The 18,479-nt window shown below is 57.4% G+C and carries 17 protein-coding genes and 1 pseudogene; 9 read left to right on the forward strand and 9 right to left on the reverse strand.

Going from position 1 to position 18,479, the window contains the following annotated elements; genetic code table 11:
- Positions 1 to 76: 76 nt before the first annotated feature.
- On the reverse strand, positions 77 to 460 hold the full coding sequence (locus CRO75_RS00810) for a PaaI family thioesterase (protein ID WP_097134164.1): 384 nt from the start codon (positions 458 to 460) through the stop codon (positions 77 to 79).
- Positions 460 to 2,784: a Tex family protein gene (locus tag CRO75_RS00815; RefSeq protein ID WP_097134165.1), complete on the reverse strand. Its 2,325-nt coding sequence runs from the start codon at positions 2,782 to 2,784 to the stop codon at positions 460 to 462. The genes CRO75_RS00810 and CRO75_RS00815 overlap by 1 nt, the downstream gene beginning before the upstream one ends.
- Before the next feature lie 360 nt (positions 2,785 to 3,144).
- Here CRO75_RS00815 and ompR point away from each other — a divergent pair, with 360 nt between their 5' ends.
- Together ompR and CRO75_RS00825 are read left to right on the forward strand one after the other, a co-directional pair.
- Positions 3,145 to 3,885 carry a two-component system response regulator OmpR gene (ompR, locus tag CRO75_RS00820; RefSeq protein WP_007925257.1) on the forward strand — a complete coding sequence of 247 codons (741 nt, stop codon included), beginning with the start codon at positions 3,145 to 3,147 and terminating at the stop codon, positions 3,883 to 3,885.
- A 107-nt stretch (positions 3,886 to 3,992) separates the two neighbouring features.
- Positions 3,993 to 5,306: an ATP-binding protein gene (locus CRO75_RS00825; RefSeq protein WP_009041700.1), complete on the forward strand. Its 1,314-nt coding sequence runs from the start codon at positions 3,993 to 3,995 to the stop codon at positions 5,304 to 5,306.
- Between the two features lie 92 nt (positions 5,307 to 5,398).
- On the opposite strand, the gene rimK is transcribed toward CRO75_RS00825, so the two are convergent.
- The gene (gene rimK / locus CRO75_RS00830) at positions 5,399 to 6,304 is read right to left on the reverse strand and encodes a 30S ribosomal protein S6--L-glutamate ligase (RefSeq protein WP_007931744.1); all 906 of its coding nucleotides are present in this window, start codon (positions 6,302 to 6,304) and stop codon (positions 5,399 to 5,401) included.
- Entirely contained in the window at positions 6,301 to 6,783 is a 483-nt protein-coding gene (locus CRO75_RS00835; RefSeq protein WP_007931742.1) for an ATP-dependent zinc protease, read from the reverse strand. The genes rimK and CRO75_RS00835 overlap by 4 nt, the downstream gene beginning before the upstream one ends.
- Positions 6,784 to 7,002: 219 nt before the next feature.
- Here CRO75_RS00835 and CRO75_RS00840 point away from each other — a divergent pair, with 219 nt between their 5' ends.
- Positions 7,003 to 7,401, forward strand: a complete 399-nt coding sequence (locus tag CRO75_RS00840) for a S4 domain-containing protein (protein ID WP_097134166.1) — start codon at positions 7,003 to 7,005, stop codon at positions 7,399 to 7,401.
- A 139-nt stretch (positions 7,402 to 7,540) separates the two neighbouring features.
- Here CRO75_RS00840 and CRO75_RS00845 read toward each other — a convergent pair whose 3' ends face one another.
- Complete coding sequence (locus CRO75_RS00845; protein WP_097134167.1) at positions 7,541 to 8,341, reverse strand: phosphatase PAP2 family protein; 801 nt, start codon at positions 8,339 to 8,341, stop codon at positions 7,541 to 7,543.
- A 101-nt stretch (positions 8,342 to 8,442) separates the two neighbouring features.
- Here CRO75_RS00845 and hslO point away from each other — a divergent pair, with 101 nt between their 5' ends.
- Positions 8,443 to 9,345, forward strand: coding sequence for an Hsp33 family molecular chaperone HslO (gene hslO, locus CRO75_RS00850; RefSeq protein WP_097134168.1), 903 nt, complete (start codon positions 8,443 to 8,445; stop codon positions 9,343 to 9,345).
- A gap of 179 nt (positions 9,346 to 9,524) precedes the next feature.
- Complete coding sequence (locus CRO75_RS00855) at positions 9,525 to 11,066, forward strand: phosphoenolpyruvate carboxykinase (RefSeq protein WP_009041703.1); 1,542 nt, start codon at positions 9,525 to 9,527, stop codon at positions 11,064 to 11,066.
- Between the two features lie 80 nt (positions 11,067 to 11,146).
- Here the strand turns inward: CRO75_RS00855 and CRO75_RS32485 are convergent, their stop codons facing one another.
- From CRO75_RS32485 to CRO75_RS00870, 4 genes are all read right to left on the reverse strand, one after another.
- Positions 11,147 to 12,523: a hypothetical protein gene (locus CRO75_RS32485; RefSeq protein ID WP_143503877.1), complete on the reverse strand. Its 1,377-nt coding sequence runs from the start codon at positions 12,521 to 12,523 to the stop codon at positions 11,147 to 11,149.
- Complete coding sequence (locus CRO75_RS00860) at positions 12,510 to 13,577, reverse strand: nucleoid-associated protein (protein WP_097134169.1); 1,068 nt, start codon at positions 13,575 to 13,577, stop codon at positions 12,510 to 12,512. Before CRO75_RS00860 ends, CRO75_RS32485 begins: the two co-directional genes overlap by 14 nt.
- A gap of 672 nt (positions 13,578 to 14,249) precedes the next feature.
- Positions 14,250 to 14,495 (reverse strand): hypothetical protein, encoded by a 246-nt coding sequence (locus CRO75_RS00865; RefSeq protein WP_097134170.1) that lies wholly within the window; start codon positions 14,493 to 14,495, stop codon positions 14,250 to 14,252.
- Between the two features lie 404 nt (positions 14,496 to 14,899).
- The gene (locus CRO75_RS00870) at positions 14,900 to 15,253 is read right to left on the reverse strand and encodes a DUF1493 family protein (protein WP_097134171.1); all 354 of its coding nucleotides are present in this window, start codon (positions 15,251 to 15,253) and stop codon (positions 14,900 to 14,902) included.
- A 194-nt stretch (positions 15,254 to 15,447) separates the two neighbouring features.
- On the opposite strand from CRO75_RS00870, the gene CRO75_RS00875 reads away from it, so the two are divergent.
- From CRO75_RS00875 to CRO75_RS00890, 4 genes and pseudogenes are all read left to right on the forward strand, one after another.
- The gene (locus CRO75_RS00875) at positions 15,448 to 16,653 is read left to right on the forward strand and encodes a colicin E3/pyocin S6 family cytotoxin (RefSeq protein WP_097134314.1); all 1,206 of its coding nucleotides are present in this window, start codon (positions 15,448 to 15,450) and stop codon (positions 16,651 to 16,653) included.
- Positions 16,650 to 16,892: a pyocin S6 family toxin immunity protein gene (locus tag CRO75_RS00880; RefSeq protein WP_097134172.1), complete on the forward strand. Its 243-nt coding sequence runs from the start codon at positions 16,650 to 16,652 to the stop codon at positions 16,890 to 16,892. The genes CRO75_RS00875 and CRO75_RS00880 overlap by 4 nt, the downstream gene beginning before the upstream one ends.
- A 32-nt stretch (positions 16,893 to 16,924) precedes the next feature.
- A pseudogene (locus CRO75_RS00885) lies at positions 16,925 to 17,092 on the forward strand (bacteriocin immunity protein); the annotation flags it as partial.
- Positions 17,093 to 17,255: 163 nt separating this feature from the next.
- A complete protein-coding gene (locus CRO75_RS00890; protein ID WP_097134173.1) occupies positions 17,256 to 18,431 on the forward strand; it encodes a tetratricopeptide repeat protein in 1,176 nt (391 codons plus the stop codon).
- Positions 18,432 to 18,479 lie beyond the last annotated feature (48 nt).

Raw genomic sequence — 18,479 nt, forward strand, 5'->3', positions numbered from 1 at the left:
ACTGGCTCTTGCACGCGCAAAAAATTCCGGCGCCGTGTGTGCAGCGCCGAAATTAACTCAAATCGAGGTTGAGGGGCTATAGAACAGCGAACGTGCCTTGTGCTTTAGCGACCAGTTTGTCGCCTTGCATCACATCGGCCTCGACCACCAGGGTACGGCGGCCCAGGTGGATCACCCGGGCGTGGCAGACCACGTCGCCCTCGGCGACGGCGCGGATGTAGTTGATCTTGCACTCGATGGTCGCGCTCTGCTGGTCGAAGCCGTGGGAGCTGGAACAGGCCAGCCCCATGGCAATGTCGACCAGGCTGAAGATCGCCCCGCCGTGCAGCTTCTGGCCACGATTGCGCAACTGCGGCGTCAGCGTCAGGGCGACGTCGGCTGCACCGACTTCCAGACGCTGCAGACGGCAGCCGATCAGTTGGCTGAACGCGCTTTCGGTCAAGCCGGCCGGGATCTCCATCAGCGTTTCTTCAACTGCTTGGCGTTGGCGAACAGCGACGCCATGGCGTTGTTGGTCGGGGCCGCGGCCACGCTTTCCTTGCGCGGGGCGCTGTTGCCCGACGAGCGTGGCGCCGAGCCTGGGCGCGAACCACGAGCGCCGTCGATCTTCTCGCCCGGGGTGTCGCTCATGCGCATCGACAGGCCGACGCGTTTGCGTGGAATGTCGACTTCCATGACCTTGACCTTGACCACGTCGCCGGCCTTCACCGCCTCACGCGGGTCCTTGATGAACTTCTCCGACAGCGCCGAGATGTGCACCAGGCCGTCCTGGTGCACGCCGATGTCGACGAAGGCACCGAAGTTGGTGACGTTGGTCACCACGCCTTCGAGGATCATCCCCAGTTGCAGGTCCTTGAGGTCTTCGACGCCTTCCTGGAACTCGGCGGTCTTGAACTCGGGACGCGGGTCGCGGCCCGGCTTGTCCAGTTCCTGGAGGATGTCGGTGACGGTCGGCAGGCCGAAGGTTTCGTCGGTGAACTTCTTCGGATCCAGGCGCTTGAGGAAGCCGCTGTCGCCGATCAGCGAGCGGATGTCGCGGTCGGTCTCGGCGGCGATGCGCTGCACCAGCGGGTAGGCTTCCGGGTGCACCGCGGACGCGTCCAGCGGGTTGTCGCCGTTCATCACACGGAGGAAGCCGGCGGCCTGTTCGAAGGTCTTTTCACCCAGGCGGGCAACCTTCTTCAGCGCGGCGCGGGTCTTGAACGCACCGTTTTCATCGCGGTGGCTGACGATGTTCTGCGCCAGGGTGGTGTTGAGGCCGGAGATCCGCGCCAGCAGGGCCACGGACGCGGTGTTGACGTCCACGCCGACGGCGTTCACGCAGTCCTCGACCACCGCATCCAGGCCACGGGCCAGCTTCAGCTGCGACACGTCGTGCTGGTACTGGCCGACGCCGATGGATTTCGGATCGATCTTCACCAGCTCGGCCAGCGGGTCCTGCAGGCGGCGGGCGATGGACACCGCGCCACGGATCGACACGTCGAGGTCGGGGAATTCCTTGGCGGCCAGTTCCGACGCCGAATACACCGAAGCGCCCGCCTCGGAGACCATGACCTTGGTCATGCGCATGGCCGGGTATTTCTTGATCAGCTCGGCGGCCAGCTTGTCGGTTTCCCGGCTGGCGGTGCCGTTGCCGATGGCGATCAGGTCCACCGAGTGCTTGGCGCACAGCGCGGCCAGCACGGCGATGGTCTGGTCCCACTTGTTGTGCGGTACGTGCGGGTAAACGGTGGCGTGGTCCAGCAGCTTGCCGGTGGCGTCCACCACCGCCACCTTGCAGCCGGTACGCAGGCCCGGGTCGAGGCCCAGGGTCGCGCGCGGGCCGGCCGGAGCGGCCAGCAGCAGGTCGTGCAGGTTGTGGGCGAAGACGTTGATCGCCTCGGTTTCGGCGTTGTCGCGCAGCTCGCCCAGCAGGTCGGTTTCCAGGTGGGTGTAGAGCTTGACCTTCCAGGTCCAGCGCACCACTTCGCCGAGCCACTTGTCGGCCGGGCGGTTCTGGTTCTGGATGCCGACGTGCTGGCCGATCATGCCTTCGCACGGGTGCATGGTGCCGGGCAGTTCGTCGCCGACTTTCAGCGCGGAGCTGAGGATGCCTTCGTTGCGGCCACGGAAAATCGCCAGGGCGCGGTGCGACGGCATGCTCTTGAGTGGTTCGTCGTGTTCGAAGTAATCGCGGAACTTGGCGCCTTCCTCTTCCTTGCCGGCGATCACGCGGGCACTGAGGGTGGCTTCCTGCTTGAGGTAGTTGCGCAGCTTGTCCAGCAGGCTGGCGTCTTCGGCGAAGCGCTCCATGAGGATGTACTTGGCGCCTTCGAGGGCGGCCTTCACATCGGCCACGCCTTTTTCCGCGTCGACGAAGCGCGCGGCTTCGCTTTCCGGGGCCAGGCCCGGGTCGTTGAACAAGCCGTCCGCCAGTTCGCCGAGGCCGGCTTCCAGGGCGATCTGGCCCTTGGTACGGCGCTTCTGTTTGTACGGCAGGTAGAGGTCTTCGAGGCGGGTCTTGGTGTCGGCGAGCTTGATGTCGCGGGCAAGTTCCGGGGTCAGTTTGCCTTGCTCCTCGATGCTGGCGAGGATGCTGATGCGCCGTTCGTCGAGTTCTCGCAGGTAGCGCAGGCGCTCTTCCAGATGACGCAACTGGGTGTCATCGAGGCTGCCGGTCACTTCCTTACGGTAGCGGGCGATGAAGGGCACGGTGGAGCCTTCATCCAATAGAGCGACGGCCGCTTCGACCTGTTGTGGGCGTACGCCGAGTTCCTCGGCAATGCGGCTGTTGATGCTGTCCATAAAACCACCTGACAAATTGTGAAGCAGGCTCGCCGGCACGGAAAATTGGCCTCGGCGAGTCTGGTTGAGCGGCCTGGCGTGCGCCGCTGCCTGGATCAAAAGGCTGCCTGTTGACCCGTGAAATCGAACAATTACTGCTTGGCCGGGAAAAATAAAAAGTGGCCACGGGCGGTAACGATCAGACGTTGCCTGACACAAAAGGCGGCGCATTATAACCAGCGTTCCAGTCTTCGGGGGTATCGGCCCACTGGCGGCCGACGGCGGGTTTTCTGGCGGTAGAGGAAAAATCTGCTAACAATGCACACGGTGCGTATAACGGCAGCTACGCCATAATGCGCACCGAGATAAAAGGAGCATCTGATGAGCAGCACTGCACAAACTGCCGAAGGCGAAAAAATTCTTATCGTTGACGACGACCCCGGGCTGAGCAGCCTGCTGGAGCGCTTCTTCGTCAGCAAGGGCTACCGTGCCCGCGCGGTTCCCAACACCGAGCAGATGGACCGTCTGCTGGGTCGCGAAGTCTTCAACCTGGTCGTCCTCGACCTGATGCTGCCTGGCGAAGACGGCCTGACCGCATGCCGCCGCCTGCGCAGTGCGAACAACCAGATCCCGATCATCATGCTCACCGCCAAGGGCGACGAGCTGAGCCGCATCAAGGGCCTGGAACTGGGCGCCGACGACTACCTGGCCAAGCCGTTCAACCCCGACGAGCTGATGGCGCGGGTCAAGGCCGTGCTGCGTCGCCAGTCGGCTCCTGTGCCGGGCGCGCCGGGCAGTGAAGACGAAAACGTCACCTTCGGCGACTACGAACTGTCCCTGGCCACCCGCGAACTCAAGCGCGGCGCCGAAGTGCACATGCTCACCACCGGTGAGTTCGCGGTGCTCAAGGCCCTGGTGATGAACGCTCGCCAGCCGCTGACCCGCGACAAGCTGATGAACCTGGCCCGTGGCCGCGAGTGGGATGCCCTGGAGCGTTCCATCGACGTGCAGATCTCCCGCCTGCGCCGGATGATCGAACCCGATCCGTCCAAGCCGCGTTATATCCAGACGGTCTGGGGCGTGGGTTATGTGTTCGTGCCGGATGGCACCACCACCAAGTGACCGATGATTTGTAGGAGCGAGCGCCCGGGCCGGCAAGCGACCCGGGCGCTCGCATTCCGCAACTCTGCGAGCACGGCTCGCTCCTGCAAAGCGTGTAATGGCTGTTTATGAAAACCCCGCTGTGGTTCCCGCAAAGCTTCTTCTCCCGCACCCTCTGGCTGGTGCTGATCGTGGTGCTGTTCTCCAAGGCGCTGACCCTGGTTTATCTGCTGATGAACGAGGACGTGCTGGTGGACCGCCAGTACAGCCACGGCGTGGCCCTGACCCTGCGCGCCTATTGGGCCGCCGACGAATCCAACCGCGACCAGATCGCCGAGGCCGCCGGGCTGATCAAGGTGGTCGGCAGCGGGGTGCCGGCGGGCGAGCAGCATTGGCCCTACAGCGAGATCTATCAGCGGCAGATGCAGGCCGAGCTGGGCGCCGACACTGAAGTGCGCCTGCGCATGCATGCGCCGCCGGCGCTCTGGGTGCGCGCGCCGAGCCTGGGCGACGGCTGGCTGAAAGTGCCGCTGTATCCGCACCCGCTGCGGGGGCAGAAGATCTGGAGCGTGCTCGGCTGGTTCCTGGCCATCGGCCTGTTGTCCACGGCGTCGGCGTGGATCTTCGTCAGCCAGCTCAACCAGCCGCTCAAGCGCCTGGTCTATGCCGCCCGGCAGCTGGGGCAGGGGCGCAGCGTGCGCCTGCCGATCAGCGATACGCCGAGCGAGATGACCGAGGTGTACCGCGCCTTCAACCAGATGGCCGAGGACGTGGAACAGGCCGGACGCGAACGCGAGCTGATGCTGGCGGGGGTGTCCCACGACCTGCGCACGCCTCTGACCCGCCTGCGCCTGTCGCTGGAGTTGATGGGCAGCCACAACGACCTGACCGACGACATGGTCCGCGACATCGAAGACATGGACGCGATTCTCGACCAGTTCCTGGCCTTTATCCGCGACGGCCGCGACGAATCGGTGGAGGAGGTCGATCTCAGCGACCTGGTGCGTGAAGTGGCGGCGCCCTACAACCAGAACGATGAAAAGGTGCGCCTGCGCCTGGAGCCGATCCCGCCGTTCCCGCTGCGTCGGGTGTCGATGAAGCGCCTATTGAACAACCTGATCGGCAACGCGTTGAACCATGCTGGGACGGAAGTCGAAGTCGCGGCCTATGTGTCGGGCGACACCAGCGCGCCTTATGTGGTGCTGAGTGTGATGGACCGTGGCGCGGGCATCGACCCGTCGGAGCTGGAAGCGATCTTCAACCCCTTCACCCGCGGCGACCGTGCCCGGGGTGGCAAGGGCACCGGCCTGGGCCTGGCCATCGTCAAGCGGATCGCCTCGATGCACGGCGGCAATGTCGAATTGCGCAACCGCGCCGATGGTGGCTTGGAAGCGCGGGTGCGCTTGCCGTTGGGATTGTTGCTGCCCAGGGATGCGGTCTGAAGGCAGCTACAAGCGGCAAGCTACAAGTTATAAGCGGCAAGTGAGGAGTCGCTTTTCTCTTGCAGCTTGCCGCTAAAAGCTTGCCGCTGCCTTTATCCCTTGCCCTTGGTGCGGGTCATGTTCGGGCCACCGTTTTTCTCGATGTGCTCGATGATGATCCCCGCCACGTTCTTGCCCGTGGTGGTCTCGATGCCTTCCAGGCCCGGCGAGGAATTCACTTCCATCACCAGCGGCCCGTGGTTCGAGCGCAGGATATCCACGCCCGCCACGCTCAGGCCCATGACCTTGGCCGCGCGCAGGGCGGTCATGCGTTCTTCCGGGGTGATCTTGATCAGGCTGGCGCTGCCGCCACGGTGCAGGTTGGAGCGGAACTCGCCGGGCTTGGCCTGGCGCTTCATCGCGGCAATCACCTTGTCGCCGACCACGAAGCAGCGGATGTCGGCGCCGCCGGCTTCCTTGATGTACTCCTGGACCATGATGTTCTGCTTCAGGCCCATGAAGGCCTCGATCACCGACTCGGCCGCGGTGGCGGTTTCGCACAGCACCACGCCTATGCCCTGGGTGCCTTCCAGCACCTTGATCACCAGGGGGGCGCCGTTGACCATCTCGATCAGGTCGGGAATGTCGTCCGGCGAGTGGGCGAAGCCGGTCACCGGCAGGCCGATGCCGCGCCGGGACAGCAGTTGCAACGAGCGCAGCTTGTCCCGCGAGCGGGCGATGGCCACCGACTCGTTGAGCGGGAACACACCCATCATTTCAAACTGGCGCAGCACCGCGCAGCCGTAGAAGGTCACCGAGGCGCCGATCCGTGGAATCACCGCATCGAAACCTTCCAGCGGCTTGCCGCGGTAATGGATCTGCGGTTTGTGACTGGCAATGTTCATATAGGCGCGCAGGGTGTCGACCACCACCATTTCATGGCCACGCTCGGTGCCGGCTTCGACCAGGCGACGAGTGGAATACAGACGCGGGTTACGCGACAGCACAGCGATCTTCATGCAACACCTGTGGCAGAGGTAGTGGACACCGGGAACACCGGTTTGTCTTGAACGTATTTGATCCCTGGATTGACCACCAACTGGCCATCGATCAGGGCTTTGGAACCGAGCAACAGGCGATAGCGCATGGCCTTGCGGCAGGCGAGGGTGAACTCCACCCGCCAGACCCGATCGCCGAGCGCCAGGGTGGTGCTGATCACGTAGCGCACCTGTGCCTGGCCGTTGGAGCTTTTAATGGTTTTCATCGCCACCAGCGGTGCTTCGCAACGCCGGTGACGCAACTGCACCACGCTGCCCAGGTGCGCGTTGAAGCGCACCCACTGCTCACCGTCGCGCTCGAACGGCTCGATCTCGGTGGCATGCAGGCTGGAGGTGCTGGCGCCGGTATCGATCTTGGCGCGCAGGCCGGCGACTCCCAAATCCGGAAGCGCCACCCACTCGCGCAGACCCACGACGGTCAAATGGTCAAATGTCTTCAAATGTGCTCAACCGCTGAGGAACCCGCTCGTACCGTCAAGCGGCCGAATTCGCGGTATTCACGCAGAATAATGGGTAAAAGGCGACAGATATCTAGGCCCGGATCCACAGCGCCCGGACGGGCCGCTGCAGAGCCTCGCATTCTAAACCGAGCCATCGCAATTCATGGCACGAGAGAAACGGTAGTACAGTTCGAAAATATTTCAGAATGAGGACATGCCATGGCACAAAAAGCCGAAGACGACGACAAGTTCCGTCTGGACAAATGGCTGTGGGCGGCGCGCTTCTACAAGACCCGTGCGCTGGCCAAGGCCGCCATCGAAAGCGGCAAGGTGCACCACCGTGGCGAGCGCTGCAAACCGGGCAAGGAGCCGAGGATCGGCGACGAGTATGAGATACGCACCGGCTTCGACGAGCGCACGGTGGTGGTCCAGGCCCTGTCGATCGTGCGTCGTGGGGCGCCGCAAGCACAGGCTCTCTATACGGAAACCGAAGCCAGCATCGCCAAGCGGGAAAACGCCGCGGCCCTGCGCAAGGCCGGCGCCCTGGGTGTGAGCACCGACGGCAAGCCGACCAAGAAACAGCGGCGCGACCTGTTCAAATTCCGCAGCAGCGAATAGACCCTTGGCCTTCTGAACCCTGCGGGTTCAATCGTCAGCAAGCTGGCTCCTACACAGCCGGCGCACCGCTCAACCCCCTGTAGGAGCGAGCTTGCTCGCGATCCGCGGCAAAGCCGCGACAAGCAGCAAATCCGAAGAGTCAGGCCGCCCGCACCACGCTCAGGCGCGACAGCAACGGCAGCTTGCCCAGCAGATTGAACAGCGGGTTGGTCGCCCGCAGCAGGAAGTCCGAGGCCTTGGCCGCGTACGGGGTGTAGTAGCCCCAGCCGAGTGCCCAGACCGCCAGCAGCACGCCACCGATATAGTCGTCCTGGCCCCAGTGCGCGCCGGCCACCAGGCGCGGCATCATGAACAGCAGGGTCAGGCCCCAGATCACCAGGAATTGGCCGACGCCGCGGCTGAACACACTCATGAACAGCGCCCAGATCAGCAGCACCGAGGCGTGGTCACCGGGGAAGCTCTGGCTGGAACGGTCCTTGAGCTCCCAGGTTTTTTCCCAGTGCGGGAAATAGTCGCTCATGTGCACGGCATCCTGGAGCATCATCGACGGGCTGTCGTGCTGCCAGCCCATGGCGTCGGCGAGCCTGGAGAACAACAAGCGGATAATCAGCATCAAGACCAGGATCGACAGGAAGCCGAAAAAGGCCCGGCGCACGTCCACGGCCTTGAACACCCAGTCACCGCGAATCAAAAGGGTCAGCAGGATCAGCCCGACTATCGCGTCGAAAGGCCGCAGGCTGGCCACGGCCCAGATATGCAGCCAGGTGGAGTTGCTCGCGAGGGGAGCATTCAGCAGGTGGAACAGCCATTCGTCGAACATCACACACAGCCTGTGCCCGCTTGGCCATAACCAGAAACCCAGCAGCGCCAGAGGGAGCAAATTGCACAACGCCAGCTTGCCGAGGTTCCACCTTGCTTGGAACAAACCCGGATTGTTCATAAAATGCCTCCAATGGCAGAAAATCGCGCACCGTAACAGTGCAAAAAACGCAATTTTCATATCTTGAAACCATTTTGTCATCACTTCAGATACCCAAACCTATGACTCATTTGCCGGATACCGACTTCACCCAACGCTTCATCTTCGATGACAGCGACGCCCGCGGCGAGCTGGTGGCGTTGGAGCGCAGCTATGCCGAAGTCCTCGCCAAACACGCTTACCCGGAGCCGGTCGCGCAACTGCTCGGCGAGCTGATGGCGGCGGCCGCGCTGCTGGTCGGCACGCTGAAGTTCGATGGCTTGCTGATCCTCCAGGCCCGTTCCGACGGCCCGGTGCCATTGCTGATGATCGAGTGCTCCAGCGAGCGCGAAATCCGTGGTCTGGCCCGCTACGATGCGGAGCAGATTGCCCCGGATGCGACCCTGGCCGACCTGATGCCCAATGGCGTGCTGGCCCTGACCGTCGACCCGACCCACGGTCAGCGCTACCAGGGCATCGTCGACCTGGATGGCGTCACCCTGTCGGAATGCTTCACCAACTATTTCGTCATGTCCCAGCAGGTCGGCACCCGTTTCTGGTTGCATGCCGACGGTCGTCGCGCCCGTGGCCTGCTGTTGCAGCAACTGCCGGCCGACCGCCTCAAGGATGAAGAAGAGCGCGCCGCCAGCTGGCAGCACATCACCGCGCTGGGCAGCACCCTGACCGCCGACGAACTGCTGAGCCTGGACAACGAAACCGTGCTCCATCGCCTCTACCATGAAGAAGCCGTGCGCCTGTTCGATGTGCAGCCGCTGCGCTTCCGTTGCAGCTGCTCGCGGGAACGCTCGGGCAATGCACTGGTCAGTCTGGGTCTGGAAGATGCGCAGAAGCTGGTGGTCGAACACGGCGGCAGCATCGAGATCGATTGCCAGTTCTGCAACGAGCGCTACCTGTTCGATGCGGCCGATATCAGCCAATTGTTCGCCGGAGCGGGTGTCGAGTCGCCGTCAGATACTCGTCACTAAAACGGTTCAGCGCAGGTAAATCACCTGGCAAGCGCCGGATTAACGCCGTTCTGACGGGAGGGCCCTACTCTTTTTGGGCTTTTCTGGCATAATCCGGCGCACTTTTTTCGCGGTAGTAGTGCACGACTTTCTACTACAAAACGTTTGGAGCACTCGGCCACTGGCCGACGGGGAACCTCATGACGCAAGCCAATAACGCCGTGTACACCGATCTGAGTGTTGATGATCTGGTCAAAGAAGCCCTGAAGCGCGGTGAAGGCGAGCTTGCCGATACCGGCGCGCTGGTTGTTCGTACCGGTCACCGTACCGGCCGTTCGCCAGTCGATCGTTTCATCGTTGAAGAGCCGAGCACCCAGGACGCTATCGCCTGGGGCCCGATCAACCGCAAGTTCCCGGCCGACAAGTTCGATGCCCTGTGGGCTCGCGTCGAGGCGTTCAACAACGCGCAAGAGCATTTTGTTTCCCATGTGCATGTAGGTGCTTCCGACGAGCACTACCTGGCCGTGAAGATGACCACCCAGACTGCCTGGCAGAACCTGTTCGGTCGTTGCCTGTTCATCAATCCGGCCCAGTACAACCCCGCTGGCCGTGACGAGTGGCAGGTACTCAACGTTGCCAACTTCGAATGCGTTCCTGAGCGTGACGGCACCAACTCCGACGGTTGCGTGATCCTCAACTTCGCTCAGAAAAAAGTGCTGATCGCCGGTATGCGCTACGCCGGTGAAATGAAGAAAGCCATGTTCTCGGTACAGAACTTCCTGCTGCCGGCCGCCGACGTGCTGCCGATGCACTGCGCCGCCAACATTGGCGAAGAAGGCGATGTAACCCTGTTCTTCGGTCTGTCCGGCACTGGCAAGACCACCCTGTCCGCCGATGAAAGCCGTTACCTGATCGGTGACGACGAGCACGGCTGGGGCGAGGGCGTGGTGTTCAACATCGAAGGCGGTTGCTATGCCAAGTGCATCGACCTGTCCGAGAAGAACGAGCCGGTCATCTGGAAAGCCATCAAGCATGGCGCCGTGCTGGAAAACGTTGTGCTGGACGACGCCAAGAAGGCTGACTACGCCGACGGCAGCCTGACCCAGAACAGCCGCGCCGCCTACCCGCTGGAGCACGTCGAGAAGCGTTCCGAGAAAAACCTCGGTGGTGAGCCGAACGCCGTGATCTTCCTGACCTGCGACCTGACCGGCGTACTGCCGCCAGTCTCGATCCTCAGCGAAGAACAAGCTGCCTACCACTTCCTGTCCGGCTACACCGCTCTGGTGGGCTCGACCGAAATGGGCTCCGGCGCTGGCATTAAGTCGACATTCTCCACCTGCTTCGGCGCACCGTTCTTCCCGCGTCCGGCAGGCGTTTACGCAGAGCTGCTGATCAAGCGCATCCGCGGCTTCGGCTCCAAGGTCTACCTGGTCAACACCGGCTGGACCGGCGGTGGCTACGGCGTCGGCAAGCGCTTCAACATCCCGACTACCCGTGGCGTGATCGCCGCCATCCAGAGCGGCGCCCTGGTCGGTGCCGAGACCGAACACCTGGACACCATCAACCTGGACGTGCCGCTGGCCGTTCCAGGCGTCGAAACCGGCCTGCTCAACCCACGCAACACCTGGGCTGACAAAGCCGCCTACGACGAAGCCGCCAAGGCCCTGGCCGGCCTGTTCATCGAGAACTTCAAGAAGTTCGACGTGAGCGACGCCATCAAGGCTGCCGGTCCGAAGCTGTAAGCATCGGGTAAGTGGTTCAAGAAGCCGCCCTTCGGGGCGGCTTTTTTGTGTCCTATTTTAGCGTTAGGCTAATTAAAGGATTAGCAACGCGCAGAAAAAACTAATCTTAGGAACTCGAAAATAGGTTTGTAAAAGGCAAAGAAGATCAATAAAAGTATCGCTGTTAGATATGTTTTTTCTGCAAGCTTTCTTATCTGATTGTAAGCTTGGACGGCATCTTTAAAAGGCTTTTCAGAGAGTTCTTTGAATTCAGATATTGGGATTGTAGTGTTGACCTTTCTACTCCAGGAAAATCTGGATTTTGTAAGTGACTTTATGTAAAGAAAGTTTGCTCGTGTTGTCATTTTTAGACTTGTTGCTAACCAGCATGCAGATAGAATTAAAAGTACGGTCTTTTCGTGGTCTAAATTTGAATTGTTGCTTATGCTTATTATCCGTATGCTGATAGCGCTAAATGCAATTGCAATGTCTCTGAATAAGGTTGCTGATAGTGCGTGAGTCCTTTCGATAACTTTTGAAGATTCTTCTGCAATTATTTTTCTTATATCTGCTATTGCTTTTAATGTTTCAGATGTCTTGCTGTGAAGATGAGCTTTGTAGTCATTTTTAGCATTCTCAAGATTCTTGGGTAAAGTTCTATGTAAGAAGCTTATCCAGTCTTCGTGGCTTTTTATTTTCTGGCTTGAAATTCTTGTACATAAGAGCTGATGCCTGATTTCAACTTCTCTATCTATTTCAAGCAACCAGTTTGCTGAAGAATATATACACTCTGGGGCTGTAGTTTTTATAGTTGATAAGTGGGTGTTTTCTAGTGTTGTTTCTAGCTTTTGACTTCCGTTGACGATTAATCTTAGTGATGTCTCCTCTTTCCATATTTCAGAACAGAATAGTAGAGAGGATTTTGGTATGGAGTTTTTTATCCATGCAGCATATACGTCATTTTTTATTATTGGCTCTTTTTTTATTATCCAGAATTCTATATTTTTTGATAGTTCACCTGCGCTCGCATCTTTGATGAATTTTCTGGCATCAATATTATCGGTTTCTTGAAAAGATGTGTTGGGGTATTGTATCCATTTTTTGAATGTGCAGGTTCTAGAGCTGAACTCTTCAAATTCATAGTTTATGTATATGGCTTTTTTTGTCTCGACTTTTTGAAGGGCTATGCCATTTTCAAAACCTTGAAGTGAGAAGAAGTATGCTGTGTTTGTTAGGCTTGTTTTTTTAATTAATATTTCTATTTTTTGGTTCAGCAATTCCGGGCTAGTGCTTGGTAATACTGAGTGTTCTCCGAATTCAGTAGTTACTTCGACTGTAAAAAAATCGGAATGTCGCCCCGCGAAATTGTTCAATAGTTTTAAGGTTTCTAAATTTAGATTTTCTATAGAAAATAGTGCTTGATCCATATGCTCGTTGATGTAGTTGGCAGCTGAGAATAATGAATTAATTTTTTCCATGATACTCGTCGTCTACCCTATATTCGATTGTCGTTGCTTTAAATGTCTTATACCCACCTTGTTCTGTAAATTCAATTGCACCTGAATCAATGTGCTCTTGAGTATATATAACTCGTACGCCCTCTTGAGTCTCTCGGACTTTTTTTAACGCTCTTTTAAAATACCCTGCGGGGATTTTTATGGTCTCATTTAATATTTTTTGCTTCTTTAAAGCCTTTTCAAAGGTGTTTTTTATCTTCTCATTGGTGTGTAGTGGGCCAAATAGAGCACTTAGAAGCGTGCTTGGGGACTTAGGATTGAAAGCACTTATTGATGAAATAGCATCCTTTGCCGCTGTCTTTATTTTTCTGAGGATCTCAGCAGGGATTATTTCCTTGTTGGAAGTTGCAGTTTCTATCAGAGCATTCAATAAGCGATCCGTTAATGTCTCGTGAGTGAATTTCCTGCTTGAGTCCAAGTATTTTTTAAACATGTCGGTTATATCGCCATTTTTACCGCTGCGATCAATGCAGATGAGCTGTCCTGCATCATTTTGTACGTTTATTAATGCGGATTTTTGAAGGGCTTTTTTGTCTTGTACGAAGGTGTTTAGAATTAAATCTAAGATTGGCTTTATTTTTCCATCATGTGTTGCTTGAGTTTTATAGGAGATTACTTTTATGTCGTCGTATTTTATTATTGCGGCGTATGTGTTGTTTTCGCTTTTTATTTTTAATAGCATTAAAACGCCAGGGATTAATCGTTTGTCATTCTCGTATAACTCTTGGAAACGTTGAGCTAAGATCTCTGAGCAGTCAACAAATGCATGCTCACTAGTAGTGGCTAAAGAGATTTGCTGTTTTACACCAGACGCAACGTTGAAGGTGTAAGCTGTTCCTTTAGTCGTTTCAATTAGTCTGTCGATAAAGAAGTCTGAGTGTGTGCTGGGGTCCTCAACTTCCGTAAGGATTAATGGCGCTTTTAGCTTTGGGCCAACAATATGAAAGATTATACGTTCTACGGTGGATGTGGAACTAAGCACTATTTCTTCATCTATCGGTTCGATAACGGTCATGATGCGATCTCTATTTGTATGTTATTGGTCTATGGGCTATTTTTTGAGGCAGGGGGTGGCTTATGTTCTCAGCATAAATTGAAATGGAGTGTAGTGGTCTACAGCTTTTTGGTTGAGCCATTCGGTATCCACGATTAGGCGGTACTTTGAAACTTTACGGAGAAGTGAGTTTCTCAAGGTTAGACCTAGCATGGTCACTTTGCCAGCATTCTTCTGCTAGTTACGTTCGACTTTAGTCACGAAAGCTGAATGGCTTTAGCTCATGAACGTCCGGAGAGCTCTCGTGAATTGTTACGAATTATTGCAAAATCAGAGTATCTGTATAAGGGTGTTCCTTCCACTCTTCTCATCAGATCTACACAAAAGATGTAGCAATTTTGCCATGTTGCGACATCCGATAATTTGGGGGGTACACTGTTCCGGAAACCGATAAGTTTCGAAGATAGTGATTGTCGTTGTTATGCCTTGATGTCTTAAACACGAAAAAAAGCCGTCCCAAGGACGGCTTCTTCTTAAATTACCAATCGATCTTTAAGGTTGCTATCCACAGCTTGCTGTTCCGCTACGAATATTTTTAATGTGTGCGCATCTCGATTGTTTGAGTTGAGAAAGTGTTTTACGCAGCTATGGTCGTCCCTGAGCGGGCTTTGGGGACGGTGTTTCGATTCATATTCACTGAGCTGCTTCTAAGATGTCACAACTGTCCTGAATCAGTAAATAAAGAGCGTTGATGACATGTGTTGTGTCCTTGGTATCTGCATGACTGAAGCTCAGGCAGGTAAGTGTTTCAAGGAGATCGGCTGCGGCTTTTAAGCGCTGCCTTGCGCAGTGATGGAGATCGTGTGTATTGGCCTGCCTATCGATGAAAAGGACGGGTGTATCTGTGAAGTTACTTTTGAGTGCAAGATAGTGGCTCATGGTTCACCGCCTGAAAATACAAAGGTGGGTAAGTGCAGGAGTGAGGATGTATCGACGTGGAGTTTGTGCGGGCATGTTGATTACTCACTTTGCTGTTAAGTAACCACCACCGTCGTGACCAAACGATAGGTGGCGGACTGTATGCGGGTTGGTCAACCGGAACAGCAACCGGCACGCCCTAGGGCGTCCCACACACAGCCGCCATAGCAATGCGCTACACAGCCATGAAGATGGCGGTGCGCATGATGACATTTATGTGAGCTGTTGTCGGGTGACCAAACCCGCTCGCTGATTTTGTCAGCGACAGTCCGAACTCTAGATGGCCTTCCTGGACCGCTCAATGAGCTGAGTTCGATGCGGCTTGTAAGGCAATTCCTTTTCGCAGAGACCGCTAGCGGCCGCGTTTAAATCCCTTCCAGTTCCTGCGTGTCCCAGCGCTTGGCCTTGATCGCCCGATACAGCATGCCGATGGTCAGCGGGACCTTGTCGCCGCGTCCCTTGGCCCGGCGCTTGAGGAATACGTCGTAGCCTTCGGGCTGGAAATAGCGGTAGGCGTCGTAGTCGATAAAGTCGATGACGAACAATTCTTCCAGGGCCTGCATCAGTTGTTCGGCGTCTGTGCCGTCGCAGCCTAGGTCGCGGTTGATGGCGGTTTTCAGGCTGATGCCTTTGCGTTCGGGCAGGCCGATCTCTTCGTGCAGCAACTGCATGAGCTGGCGCATGGTCGGGTCGTCGGGGAAGCCGGGGGCGAGGTGCATGGTGGGGTTGTCCGCAAGGTCTGTCGTTGGCGCCAAATCGGCCTCCAGTTTAGGGCCAATCGCCTGGCATGAACGAAAAAGAAAAGTCGCTCGACCAGCTCGGATTTGCCTGACAGCCAAGGTCCCCTCGCACTGGTTAACGTGAGATCCCCCGGTTGAAGGCCGGGGTTTCCCAGGCGACCGAGCAAAGGACTATGGCCCGCAACAAGGATGTGCCCCAGGTATGGCAGCACTACGACGCTGACGGCGGTGGTTATCGTCGCCTGCGCGATATGACTGCGAGCGAATTGGCCGAGCGTGATGAGGCGCAGCAGGGTTACGAGCAGATGCTCGCTCGTCAGCAGGCCTATGAAGAGCGGCTGCCGACCACACAGGTGGAATCGCAACCAACGCCCGTCGGTTGCGTATTTGCCAAGTCTTGCAAGCTGCCGAACGCAATCATCGACTACGTCACCCCGACGGGCTTCATACCCACTGATTCGGTGGCGAATTACGGCGCGTTGACGCTGTTGGGTGGCCGTGAGGTCGAGGCGGGTGGGCGCGTACCCCTCAAGCGCATCAGCGGCGCGCTGCCGGCCAATCTCGGTGCCTTGACCCTGGGTGGTGTCTCCGTGGGCTCTGGCACCACCGGCAGTGGCTTGGGGCTGATCTCCTCGGGCGTGGCGGCCGGTGCATTGCTGGGACTGGTGGCCTTGCTTGCTCCATCGAGTTTGGGTGACGGCGCGCTGTACAGCGAAGAGCAACTACGCAACCTCAAGCAAGCCCGCACCCGCTTGCGCCTGCGGGTTGAACAGCAGGCCGACGGCAGCCTCAAGGGCTACGGTTTCAACACCCAGGGGCGCCGCGAGTGGGAAATGATCCCGGTGGCTGAATTCGAGGCTCGTGATGAGCACCAAGTGGCTGATCTGGGCGATGGCATCACTCTCACCTGGATCCCAGCCGTGGACCCTTCGAACACCACAGGGATACCACCGCTGGAAGCGGCGCCACAGACACCACCGATCTGGATTTTTCCGCCGACGGAAGCGGCGGAGCGGATCATCGTGAGCCCGATTTATCCGCCGGAGTATCGGGATTTTATTCTGGTGTTTCCGCTGGGGTCAGGTGTTCAGCCGCTGTATGTGGTGTTGAGTGTTTCTGATCATAAATATCATCCTACCCCTCAAGGTTTGCTCCCGGCTTTCCCTGATGCTGTGCGAGGCCGATCCAAGACGCCTGTAACCGGAGGTGGTGGACTACGTCCGCGTTGGGTTGATAGGGCGGGTAATATTTATGAATGGGATCGTCAGCATGGCGCTCTTGAGAAATACAACAAACGTGGAAGGCATCAAGGTGAGTTCGATTACGTCACAGGCAAGCAAACAAAAGACGCGGATAAAAGAAGGAGAGTAGAGCCATGATGTTTTCAGTGCTGGGCTTTGAGCCAGGAAAGGACAAGTTGGCGTTTGAGGTATCTATTAATGCGTCTGCTGACGAACTGGTTCCAGTCATGGGATGGACAGGAGCCAGTGACTGTATTGGTGCCGACTTTCGATTAACGGCTGCTCAGATTGTTGAAATTGAGCAATTGTGTTCAGTGAGTTTTCCTGAAGGGATGGATCTCTATCTAGCGTCATCAGATGGAAGTAATGGTTCTTGAGAGCTGTTGGACGTTCACCTATGACGCCCCAAAAAGTGAATGCGCTTGTATTCCATTTCGAAAAGGTGAGCGAACACCCAGCAGGCTCCGATCTGATTTTTTACCCAGAGAATGGTGCCGATGACTCGTCCGAAGGCATCACACGGCTAGTGAAGGAGTGGCGAGCGGCTAATGGTTTGCCCGGTTTCAAATCTGTCTGAAAAGGTTTTGCCATCCCGGCCCCTCAGCAAACTTCAGGGGTTCCCGCAGCCCCATCTTTCCCAATGGATTAGCAAGCAAATCCCGAGAAAAATGTGTATCGTGCGCGCGAAATCTGCCGGGTACCTTTGGGTGCCGACTTCATACACTTAAAGGGAATTAGGTATGCGATTGTTTCGCGTGACTTCGATTTTTTCGTTGTGGGCATTGGCGTTTTCGGTGACGGCGCAGCAGCTGCCGGTCGAGGTGCTGAGTGCGGTGGTCAAGGACCAGAAGATCGCCGACGCCGAAGTGCTGGTGCAGCGCAATGGCGCACAGAGCGTGGTTGGTCGTACCAATGCTCAAGGCCAGGTGACCCTGACCACCGACTTTGCCGATGACCCCAGCAACCTGCTGATCATCAAGAAACCCGGCTATTCCAATCTGGTGGTCAAGTGCCCGTGCAGCGGCATGACCTATGCCATCAGCCCGGTGATGCAGAACCTCGACGGTCTGCGCGTGGTGCTGACCTGGGGCGCGAACCCCAGCGATCTCGATTCGCACATGATCTTCCCGGGCAACAACATCTACTTCCGCAACCAGCAAGGCGATGACGCCCACCTGGACGTCGACGATGTCGACAGCTACGGCCCGGAAACCATCACCCTGGAAAAGAAACACTACGGCGAAAGCTATGTGTACGCGGTGCATGACTACAGCAACCAGAGTCGCCCGGCGTCCCGCCAGCTCTCTGCCAGCCAGGCCAAGGTGTTCGTGTATATGGGCCAGTCGCTGGTGCGTACCTACTACGTGCCGCAGGACCGCAGCGGTAACCTGTGGACCGTGTTCCGCATGACCGGCAATGGCGACTTCCAGGACATCAACACTCTCAGCGGCGTGACCGTCGATGCGCAGGACGTGCTGAACGAAGTATCGCCGCTGCTCGACGACAAAGTGGAAGTGGCCGCTGTCGCCGTCAGCAGCAGCGCGCAAGCCGATGCGAAAACCCTGAACCGCAAGGGCGAAGAGGCTTACCACGCCGGTAACCTGCCGCAAGCCATCGACTTCTACCGTCAGGCCATCGAGCTGAACAACGGCTACGGTCAGGCCTACAGCAACCTCGGCCTGGCCTATCAGAAAGCCGGCAATACTGCCGAGTCGATCTGGGCCAACCGCAAGGCCATCGCCCTGGCCAGCGGCAACTCGGCGGCCACCGTGCGCGCCAGTTCCTACTACAACATCGCGCGGATCTACGAAGCGGCCGGCCAGTTCGCCGATGCCCTGCGTCACTATCAGTTGGCCAAGCAGCAGAAGGCCAACCCGGTGTACGACAAAGCCATCGAGCGTGTGCAAAACCGTTGATTCACGGGTGTTGATCTGACCCCCATAACGCGCCGTCCCACGGCGCGT

Origin of the sequence: Pseudomonas sp. LAMO17WK12:I10 (genome assembly GCF_900215185.1) — a bacterium.
Classification (GTDB): domain Bacteria; phylum Pseudomonadota; class Gammaproteobacteria; order Pseudomonadales; family Pseudomonadaceae; genus Aquipseudomonas; species Aquipseudomonas chlororaphis.

Bases quoted from the DNA above. Each gene is read 5' to 3' on its own strand.
- ompR (WP_007925257.1), top strand. From the start codon at position 3,145: ATGAGCAGCACTGCACAAACTGCCGAAGGCGAAAAAATTCTTATCGTT.
- CRO75_RS00825 (WP_009041700.1), top strand. From the start codon at position 3,993: ATGAAAACCCCGCTGTGGTTCCCGCAAAGCTTCTTCTCCCGCACCCTC.
- CRO75_RS00860 (WP_097134169.1), bottom strand. From the start codon at position 13,577: ATGACCGTTATCGAACCGATAGATGAAGAAATAGTGCTTAGTTCCACA.
- CRO75_RS00845 (WP_097134167.1), bottom strand. From the start codon at position 8,341: ATGAACAATCCGGGTTTGTTCCAAGCAAGGTGGAACCTCGGCAAGCTG.
- CRO75_RS00855 (WP_009041703.1), top strand. From the start codon at position 9,525: ATGACGCAAGCCAATAACGCCGTGTACACCGATCTGAGTGTTGATGAT.
- CRO75_RS00840 (WP_097134166.1), top strand. From the start codon at position 7,003: ATGGCACAAAAAGCCGAAGACGACGACAAGTTCCGTCTGGACAAATGG.
- CRO75_RS00810 (WP_097134164.1), bottom strand. From the start codon at position 460: ATGGAGATCCCGGCCGGCTTGACCGAAAGCGCGTTCAGCCAACTGATC.
- CRO75_RS00875 (WP_097134314.1), top strand. From the start codon at position 15,448: ATGGCCCGCAACAAGGATGTGCCCCAGGTATGGCAGCACTACGACGCT.
- rimK (WP_007931744.1), bottom strand. From the start codon at position 6,304: ATGAAGATCGCTGTGCTGTCGCGTAACCCGCGTCTGTATTCCACTCGT.
- CRO75_RS00890 (WP_097134173.1), top strand. From the start codon at position 17,256: ATGCGATTGTTTCGCGTGACTTCGATTTTTTCGTTGTGGGCATTGGCG.
- CRO75_RS00865 (WP_097134170.1), bottom strand. From the start codon at position 14,495: ATGAGCCACTATCTTGCACTCAAAAGTAACTTCACAGATACACCCGTC.
- CRO75_RS32485 (WP_143503877.1), bottom strand. From the start codon at position 12,523: ATGGAAAAAATTAATTCATTATTCTCAGCTGCCAACTACATCAACGAG.
- CRO75_RS00815 (WP_097134165.1), bottom strand. From the start codon at position 2,784: ATGGACAGCATCAACAGCCGCATTGCCGAGGAACTCGGCGTACGCCCA.
- CRO75_RS00880 (WP_097134172.1), top strand. From the start codon at position 16,650: ATGATGTTTTCAGTGCTGGGCTTTGAGCCAGGAAAGGACAAGTTGGCG.
- hslO (WP_097134168.1), top strand. From the start codon at position 8,443: ATGACTCATTTGCCGGATACCGACTTCACCCAACGCTTCATCTTCGAT.
- CRO75_RS00870 (WP_097134171.1), bottom strand. From the start codon at position 15,253: ATGCACCTCGCCCCCGGCTTCCCCGACGACCCGACCATGCGCCAGCTC.